This is a genomic window from Mesorhizobium sp. M4A.F.Ca.ET.022.05.2.1 (assembly GCF_003998845.1).
Taxonomy (GTDB): domain Bacteria; phylum Pseudomonadota; class Alphaproteobacteria; order Rhizobiales; family Rhizobiaceae; genus Mesorhizobium.
Genome location: NZ_RZOJ01000311.1, coordinates 1 through 7,053 on the forward strand (window position 1 = coordinate 1; position 7,053 = coordinate 7,053).

The 7,053-nt window shown below is 65.0% G+C and carries 8 protein-coding genes; 5 read left to right on the forward strand and 3 right to left on the reverse strand.

The features are described from left to right. Together EN745_RS25735 and EN745_RS25740 are read left to right on the forward strand one after the other, a co-directional pair. On the forward strand, positions 1 to 219 hold a 219-nt coding region (locus EN745_RS25735; protein WP_145992131.1), incomplete at its 5' end, for a hypothetical protein. 40 nt (positions 220 to 259) lie between these two features. Further along, on the forward strand, positions 260 to 1,270 hold the full coding sequence (locus EN745_RS25740; RefSeq protein ID WP_127422567.1) for a methyltransferase: 1,011 nt from the start codon (positions 260 to 262) through the stop codon (positions 1,268 to 1,270). 53 nt (positions 1,271 to 1,323) lie between these two features. Here EN745_RS25740 and EN745_RS25745 read toward each other — a convergent pair whose 3' ends face one another. Next, a complete protein-coding gene (locus EN745_RS25745) occupies positions 1,324 to 2,205 on the reverse strand; it encodes a DMT family transporter (protein ID WP_126054290.1) in 882 nt (293 codons plus the stop codon). Positions 2,206 to 2,383: 178 nt separating this feature from the next. Here EN745_RS25745 and EN745_RS25750 point away from each other — a divergent pair, with 178 nt between their 5' ends. Then, the gene (locus EN745_RS25750) at positions 2,384 to 2,887 is read left to right on the forward strand and encodes a hypothetical protein (protein ID WP_126054291.1); all 504 of its coding nucleotides are present in this window, start codon (positions 2,384 to 2,386) and stop codon (positions 2,885 to 2,887) included. A 20-nt stretch (positions 2,888 to 2,907) separates the two neighbouring features. Here EN745_RS25750 and EN745_RS25755 read toward each other — a convergent pair whose 3' ends face one another. Next, entirely contained in the window at positions 2,908 to 4,236 is a 1,329-nt protein-coding gene (locus tag EN745_RS25755; protein WP_126054292.1) for a DNA polymerase IV, read from the reverse strand. 65 nt (positions 4,237 to 4,301) lie between these two features. Between EN745_RS25755 and EN745_RS25760 the strand changes: the two genes are divergently transcribed. Together EN745_RS25760 and EN745_RS25765 are read left to right on the forward strand one after the other, a co-directional pair. Then, positions 4,302 to 4,889, forward strand: coding sequence for a GNAT family N-acetyltransferase (locus EN745_RS25760; protein WP_126054293.1), 588 nt, complete (start codon positions 4,302 to 4,304; stop codon positions 4,887 to 4,889). An 81-nt stretch (positions 4,890 to 4,970) separates the two neighbouring features. Next, a complete protein-coding gene (locus EN745_RS25765) occupies positions 4,971 to 6,512 on the forward strand; it encodes a hypothetical protein (RefSeq protein WP_126054294.1) in 1,542 nt (513 codons plus the stop codon). Positions 6,513 to 6,554: 42 nt separating this feature from the next. Here the strand turns inward: EN745_RS25765 and EN745_RS25770 are convergent. Continuing rightward, a partial coding sequence (locus tag EN745_RS25770; RefSeq protein ID WP_127422568.1) for a hypothetical protein occupies positions 6,555 to 7,053 on the reverse strand: 499 nt, incomplete at its 5' end.

Sequence of the window (7,053 nt, forward strand, 5' to 3'; positions counted from 1 at the left end):
CAGAAGGCGCTGCGCATCTTCCTGCGCGACGCGGCGCCGATCAACATTCTCGCCAACCAGCTCGCCGTGAAGGGCGAGGGACAGGTGAGCTTCGTGCTGATCAAGGATGCCGGCCAGGGCGAGGTTGAGATCGAGCTGCCCAACCGCTACCGGATTTCGCCGCAGATCGCGTCGGCGATGCGCGCCGTGCCCGGCGTGGTCGAAGTGGAGCTTGTTTAGAGCCCGTTCCTTGTGATTTGCTGGCGATCCGAGGGGCGCCATGGATCCGCGAACAGCCGCTTTCGAACTGATACGGATGGTCAACCAATACCAGGTGTCGCAAGCGATCTCGGTCGCGGCGATGCTGGGCATCGCTGACCACATCAAGGACGGCGAGCGCTCGGCGGCTGAGCTGGCCAGCCTGACAGACACACATCCGCGCGCACTCTACCGCCTGTTGCGCGCGCTGGCGGCGGTGGGCGTCTTCCACGAAGGCGAGGACGGACGGTTCTCGCTGACGCCGCTCGGCGGCGCCTTGCGCTCGGACGCCGAGCATTCGGCAGCCCCCTGGGCGTCATTTGTCGGCCGGCCCTACTACCGGCAGGCGTGGAGCGATCTGCTCTACAGCATCCGGACCGGCAAGAACGCGTTCCGCCACGCCCACGGCAAGGGTGTCTGGGAGTACCGGATCGAGCATCCCGAGGAGTCGGTGATTTTCGATCGCGCGATGGCGGCGAACTCGCGCGGCGTGGCGGCGGCCATCCTGGCGGCATATGATTTTTCGCGCTTTCCGGTGATCATGGATGTCGGTGGCGGCAGGGGCACGCTCCTTGCCGAAGTCCTCGCCGCCAGTCCCGGCAGCCGCGGCATCCTATTCGACCAGCCGCATGTGGTCGCGGCGGCCGGCCCGGTGATGGACGAGAAGGGTGTCGCCGATCGCTGCGACATCGTCGGCGGAGATTTCCTCGCCGTGCTGCCCGAGGGAGCAGACGCGCTGCTGCTGAAATGGATCGTGCATGATTGGGACGACGAGACCAATCTCGCCATACTGAGGAACTGCCGCAAGGCTCTTCGGCCGGACGGCAGGTTGCTGGTGCTCGAGGCCGTGCTCGCGCCGCCAAACGAAGGGGCGCGCGCCAAATTCGCCGACCTCAACATGCTGGTGGCGCCGGATGGCCAGGAGCGGACAGCCGACGAATACAGGCTGCTCCTGGCAAGGGCCGAGTTTGAGGTGACGGAGATCATCGAGGCCGGGCAGCACATTAGCATCGTCGAGGCGAGGCCGGCGTGATCGGCAAGTAGGCCGCCCGCCGATGCCGTCGAACCGTGAGGAACGAACCTTTCCTATGACGCCGCAATCTCTGCCGGTTCTGGCGCTTTGCGCTGCAGATTGAGTAGATTGCCCAGTAGGATCAGCAGCGCGCCGCCAGCGGTGAAGGCATCGATCTGCTCGTGGTAGAGCAGCCAGCCGATCAACGCTGACAACGGCACGCGCAAAAAATCCATCGGTGAGATGACAGTGGCGTCAGCGTAGGCAAGCGCGCGGGCCATGCAGAAATGCGACGACATGCCGGTGAAGGCGATCACCACGATCCATGGCCAGAGCTCGAGCGACGGGGTGCGCCATTCGTAGAGCGCCGGAGCCAGGCCGAGCACGGACTGGATGATGAGCATCCAGAAGATGATGCTGACGACGCTGTCGGTGCGTGTCAGCGACTTGACCATCACCACCGAGGTGCCGAAGCAGACCGCCGCGCCCAGCACGATGAGCTGTCCCACGTTCATGGAACCGAGGCCCGGACGCACGATGATCACCACCCCGACCAGCCCCAGAACGATCGCCGCCAGCCTTGGCCGCGAGAGCCTCTCGCCAAGGAAGCTGACCGCCAGCAAGGCCGTCCAGATCGGCGTCGTGAACTCGATCGAGATCAGCACGGCAAGCGGTATCAGCGTCAGCGCGTAAAGCCAGGCGGCCTGACCGGAATAGTGAACGACGTTGCGTGCAAGGTGGGCGAGCGGACGCTCGGTGCGCATCGCGGCGAAGCCACCGCTCATCATCACCAGCGGCAGCAGGATGAGGAAGCCGATGACCGAACGCAATTCCAGCACCTGGAAGACGTTGAGCTCGGCCGTCGTGGCGCGGCCGGCGACCGACATCGCCAGGAACGAGGCGATCGACAGCGCCATCCAGAACGCGGCCTTGGAGATCGAGGGAGCGGGTGCCATGCGCGTTATGTCGCAAGCCGGCGGGCCCGCCGCAACCGCTAGTCCACGCATTCGACTGGGCCAGCCGATGCGGCGTTAAAAAACAGTCACGTTGAAGGCGGAACCTGGGGTCGCCGCAGGCGTTCGAGTCCCTGTATCCGCGCTTAGGCATTTCCGATTCTACCGGGGGAGACCTTCGATGAAATCAATGCTGCTGCTTCTGCTCGCGGGCGGCCTGACCGCCGTGAGCCCCGCGCATGCCGACGATGCAGATTTCCTGCGCTCGTTCCAGGGCAGTTTCGCCGGCAACGGCACCGTCAAGGTGACCACCAACGCGCCGACGGTGAACGTCTCCTGCACCTTCAATTCCGGCGCGACGTCGACTTCGCTGTCGCTCGACGGCAATTGCCGAGGTCTCGTGCTGGTGACGCGGGCGATCAGCGCGGATTTGAAATCCAACGGCAAGGGCTATACCGGCGTTTATGTCGGCTCCCGTACCGGGCCGGCGCGGTTGAATGGCAAGCGGTCGGGCAATGCGCTCAGCCTCGCAATCCGATGGGCCAAAGAGGTGAATGGCGACCGGACGGCGCGGCTAACCGTCGAGAAGACCAGCGGGGACGGCATGCGGCTCACCGTGACAGACGCCGATCCGAAAACCGGCAAGACGGTGGTGACAAGCCGGATCGATCTCAAACGCACGTGAGTGGCGGAAGCCGAATTCGATCACTCCTCGATCGGCTCCGGCGGATTGGCGCCGCGGCCCCTGCCGAACGTATAGCCGGTTTCCACGGCCTTCTTGCCGAACTTGTCGCGCAATGAATCGATGGCGCCTTCGGCCAGCGCGCGCTTGCGCGACTGCACATCAACCAGATCGGGCGGATCGGCCTTCCCGTCGTCGGAGAGATCGCTGACGCCGATCCCGAGCAGGCGGTATTTCGTCCCGTCGGCCTCCCGGCGCAGCAGGTCGAGGCCGGTCTGGAAAATCCGGTCGGCCAGACGGGTGGGGTCGCCAAGCTGGCGGTTGCGCGTGCGGAGCTTGAAATCCTGCGTCTTCAGCTTCAGCACGACGGTGCGTCCGGCAATGCCCGACTTCTTCAGCCGAGCCGAGACCTTTTCCGACAGAGCCCGTAGCACGGGGACCAGTTCGGCCATGGTGCCGATGTCAGCGTCGAAGGTCGTTTCGGCCGACACGCTCTTGGCGTCGCCGCCAGGGTCGACGCGGCGGTCGTCCTGCCCGCGCGAGAGCCGGTAGAGCCGGTCGCCCATGACGCCGTAGCGGCGCATCAGCTCGGCCCGCTCCATGCGCTGCAGCTGACCGATAGTGCGAATGCCGTCGCGTTCCAGGGCGGCCGCGAAGGCCTTGCCGACGCCCCAAATCATCGTCACCGGCTGCTCGGCCAGGAAGCCGATCGCCTCGGCCTCGCCGATCACCGAAAAGCCGCGCGGCTTGCGGAAGTCGGACGCCACCTTGGCGAGGAACTTGCAGTAGGAAAGACCGGCCGAGACGGTGATGCCGAGCGCCTTTTCCACGGTCAGCGCGAAGCGCGCCAGCACCAGCGCTGGAGGCATGCCGTGCAGGCGCTCGGTGCCGGCAAAATCGAGGAATGCCTCGTCGATGGAGAGCGGCTCGACCAGCGGCGTCAGCGCCTGCATCAACGCGCGGACTTCGCGCCCAACGCGGACGTATTTCTCCATGTCTGGAGGAATGACCACCGCCTCGGGACAGGCTTCAAGCGCCTTGAACATCGGCATTGCCGAGCGCACACCGTGGATGCGGGCGATATAGCAGGCGGTGGAGACGACCCCGCGCCTGCCGCCGCCGACGATGACCGGCTTGTCCTTCAGCGCTGGATTGTCGCGCTTTTCGACCGCCGCGTAGAAGGCGTCGCAGTCGATGTGGGCAAGGTGAAGCCGGTAGAGCTCCGGATGGCGCACGAGCCTGGGGCTGCCGCAGCGCTCGCAGCGCCGCCCGCCGCCGCGCTGGAGGGCCAGGCAGTCGCGGCAAAAACCGTGTTCAGGATTGTTGACAGGAGCCGCCATCGATGCGAACATAAAGAGAACAAACGCAATGGTACGACAGTGCTGGGCCTGCAACAAGGCTGGCCTGGGGAGAACTTATGAGCACGACCATAGCGCCGCTGGCGCCCGAGCTCTGGGCGGATTTCGAGGATCTTTTCGGCAAGCAGGGCGCCTGCTACGGCTGCTGGTGCACGCATTTCCGGCTGGCGCCGGCGGTGCGCCGGGCTAACGACAAGCAGCGCAACAAGGATCATATCAAGGCGCGAATCGAGGCCGGGCCGCCGCCCGGGCTGCTGGCCTTCGAGGATGGCAAGGCGGTCGGCTGGATGCAGATCGGACCGCGCGCCGACGTACCCGAATGGAACAACCCGGGCAGGGGATCGGCGCCGGTCGACCCGGCCGATACCGCCGACGCCAGTGTCTGGGCGATTTCCTGCTTCTTCATCCGCGTCAAGGCGCGGGGCAGGGGCATCTCGCATCGCCTCGTCGAGGGCGGCATCGAGTTTGCCCGGCAGAACGGAGCCCGGCTGGTCGAGGCCTGCCCGATCGACCTGTCGCGCGATTCGCGTTCGATCGGGCTGTTCGTCGGCTCATCGCGGGTCTTCGAGAAGGCCGGGTTCGAGAGGGTTGTCGAGCGCAAGCCCGGCCGGCCGCTGATGCGGCTGGTGCTTTTGCAAGGCGACTAGCCTTTGTCTTGCGGCTGTGATGGTATTTGCCTACCAGAAGCGCGAAGCGATTTTGTCTTCCGAGGTCAACGGAGAATCGACGTGAAGCGTGTCCTGCCCCTAGTTTTCCTTCTCTCGCTCGGCGCGCCGGCTTTCGCCCAGACGGTCGATAGCCAAGGCGCAAAGCAGCTTTCCGAGGACCTGTCCCGCTACGTCGGCAGGAAGGCGCTCGACACTGGTATGCTCAAGGTCTCCGTCGAAGGCGACGCCTACCGGGTTGCGATTGATTTCAAGGCGCTGATCGAGGCCCTGCCGGACCAAAAGCTGCTTAAGTTCGATGTCGCTCCTTACATCCTGAAGGTGAAGCCGCGCAGCGACGGGTCCTGGGACGTCTCGATGGATTTCTCGCAGAGCGCATCCTTCGAGTTCAACGGGCCGGAAGGACTGCAAAGCACACAGTTCACCGTCAAGGACGGCAAGGGCAGCGGCGTCTATGACCCCGCGCTCGCAGCCTTCACCAGCGGCGTCAGCACCATAGCCAGCATGACGATGACGTCCAAGGACGCCAAGCAGCATGTGGATGCCAGCTTCGGCGCCGGCACGGCGAACTTTGCCGCGACCAAGGCCGCCAATGGCGGCGTCGACGTCACGATGACGCAGAAGATGTCGAGCTTCACCGAGGCAGTCAATTTCGACGATCCCGAGAGCGGGATGAAGTTTCCGGTGACGATAAAGTCGCCGGAGCTGTCGGTGGATGCGAACGGCAAGGGCGTGCGGACCAAGCCGCTGCTCGACCTGCTCGCCTTTGCCGTGGCCAATGAGGACGAGGCGACGCTGAAGGCGAACCAGGCGCAGCTCAAGTCGCTGCTGCTGGCCGCGCTTCCGCTGTGGGAACGGCTCGACGGAGCGTATGGGTTCAAGGATTTCGCGGTTGAGAGCCCGGTCGGCACTTTCGGCGCCACGCAACTCAGCACGGCGTTTGGAATGGACGGCATCTCTCAGAGCGGCAAGATCAACTACGCGATCAAGGCATCAGGCCTGACGATCCCGCAGCAAATGCTGCCTGGCTGGAGTGTGGCGTTGCTTCCCACCGATATCGACCTGAACTTCGGTGGCGCCAACATCGACCTCGACAGCATGGCGAAGAAGGCGATCGAAACGCTTGATCTCAATAAGAATCCGCCGCTGCCGGAAGATTTCGGCGACCAGATCTCCGCCGATTTCCTGGCCAAGACGCCCAAGGCCGTCATCGGCCACAGCACCCTGAAGAACAAGGACATCGAGATCGCGCTGGAAGGCGAGATGACCTTCCCCGGCGAGAGGCCGGATGCGAGCATGACCGTCAACATCGCCGGCTACGACAAGATCGTCGAAGCCCTGCAGACCGCGGCCAAGACCGACCCGGAAGCCGCGCAGTATTTTCCGATGGTGCTTGCGGTCAAAGGGTTCGGCAAGACGCTGCCGGACGGACGTATCGAATGGGCGATCAACGCCAAGCCCGATGGTTCGGTGACGGTCAATGGCGCCATGCTGAAGCCGGCCGACCCGGTCCAGGACGACAGCACCGATCCGGATGACAGCGCCGACCAGGATGTCATTCCCGGCGAGGGCAACAGCGGGTCGGGCGCGAAGCTGCAGCCCTGACGCATTTTCAGGAAAGCGCGGAGCGGTTTCCCGCCCCGAGTTTTAGAGTCCGAGCGCGCTGGCGATCTTCGGCGCCGCCTCGTGCCAGTCCTCGACCGAGACGATGCCGTCAGGCGTTGGCGGCAGGAAGGCGCGCAACGAATTGTCGGCCATCAGGTGGAAGAGATGCGCGTCGGCCACCGAATTGCGCACCGATGCAAGGTTGTACGGCTGGTCGTCGACGAAGGCGACCGGCCGGCCCTTGGCGCCGCGCAGTTTGGCGACGGCCGGGCCTTTCGCCATTTCGGTCGTCAGAAGCGGGTAGGTCAGCCCGAGCGCATCGAGATGGGCGCGGCGCACCGCGCGGTGCTTGTGCGGCATGGCCGTCAACAGCACGATCTCGGCGCGGCCGCCAAATGTTGACAGCGCTTGCGCCGCGCCGTCGGTGACGCTTTGCCACTCGGCCTGGGCGTCGAAGAACTCGCCGAGCAGCGCCGTCACCTCCGCCTGCTCGATCAGCCGGCCGCTCGCCGTCTCGGCGATGTTGCCGGTGAGGCGGAAG